Genomic DNA, 1235 nt, shown 5'->3' with positions numbered 1-1235 from the left:
TTCGGCCAGACCGAGGCGCCGATGATGATCTCGATGATGTCGCCGCGCGACCACTTCAACAATGACGGCACCGTTGCACGCCACCGCCTGTCATCGGCCGGCCGCCCCGGGCCGCTCGTGCAGGTGGGCGTGATGAACGGCGACGGCGCGCTGCTGCCCACAGGCGAGAGCGGCGAGAGCGGCGAGATCGTGGTGCGCGGCTCGCTCGTGATGCTCGGCTACTACAAGAACGAGGAAGCCACCCGCGCGAGCTTCACGCCCGACGGCTGGCTGCGCACCGGCGACCTCGGCCACCGCGACGAGGACGGCTTCTTCTTCGTCACCGGCCGCATCAAGGAGCTGATCATCAAGGGCGGCGAGAACATCGCGCCGCGCGAGATCGACGAAGCCCTGCTGCGGCACCCCGCCGTGCTCGAAGCTGCCGCCGTGGGCGTGCCCGACCGCCACTACGGCCAGGAGATCGGCGTGTGCATCGTGCTGCGCGAAGGCTGCGCCTGCACCGAAGACGAACTGCGCGAATTCAGCGCCACCGCACTCGGCCGCTACAAGACGCCCAGCCACTACCGCTTCGTGCAAGACCTGCCACGCGGCCCTTCCGGAAAGGTGCAACGCCTGAAGCTGTTGCCGCTGTTCGAGGCATGACGGCGGCCGAGCTTCTGGTGCCGCCGCTGGCGCCGGTAACGCTGGTCTACAGCCTGTGCGTGGTGTTCGCAGCGGGCATCGTGCGCGGCTTCGCGGGCTTCGGCTTCTCGGCCATCACCGTGGCGGGCATGTCGCTGGTGGTGTCGCCCGCGCTGGTGGTGCCCGCGATCTTCATGCTCGAAATCCTGGCAAGCCTGAGCCAGTTGCGCGGCATCGCGCGCGATGTCGACATGCCATGGCTCAGCTGGCTGATGCTGGGCAATCTGATCTGCATTCCCATTGGCGTCGCGCTACTCGCATGGCTGCCCGAGACGCCGCTGCGCCTGCTGATAGGCGCGCTGCTGATGGCGGCCGCGCTGCTGCTGCGGGGCGGCGCGCACGTCACGCTGGTGCCCACGCGCGGTGTGCGGCTCGCGGCCGGGCTGGCCTCTGGCTTCATCAACGGCGTGGCGGCCATCGGAGGCATCGCTATCGCCGTGCTGCTCAGCACCGCGAAGATGGCACCGGCCGCGCTGCGCGCCACGCTGATTGCGCTGCTGCTGTTCAGCGACGTGGTGTCGCTGATCTGCGCGGCGCTGATGCCTTCTTCAACC

Annotated in this window: 2 protein-coding genes; both read left to right on the top strand. The window is 68.8% G+C overall.

Annotated elements, in window-relative coordinates:
• Window positions 1-642: class I adenylate-forming enzyme family protein (locus tag ACSFA3_RS24270; RefSeq protein WP_435507938.1), on the top strand; the 642-nt coding region annotated here is incomplete at its 5' end.
• The coding region (locus ACSFA3_RS24265; RefSeq protein WP_435507937.1) for a sulfite exporter TauE/SafE family protein at window positions 639-1235 on the top strand (597 nt) is incomplete at its 3' end. The genes ACSFA3_RS24270 and ACSFA3_RS24265, both read left to right, overlap by 4 nt.

This window comes from Variovorax glucosi (genome assembly GCF_051216695.1).
Classification (GTDB): Bacteria; Pseudomonadota; Gammaproteobacteria; order Burkholderiales; family Burkholderiaceae_C; genus Variovorax.
Note: the sequence above shows the minus strand (reverse complement) of the source record. Positions and strands in the feature narration are given on the sequence as shown.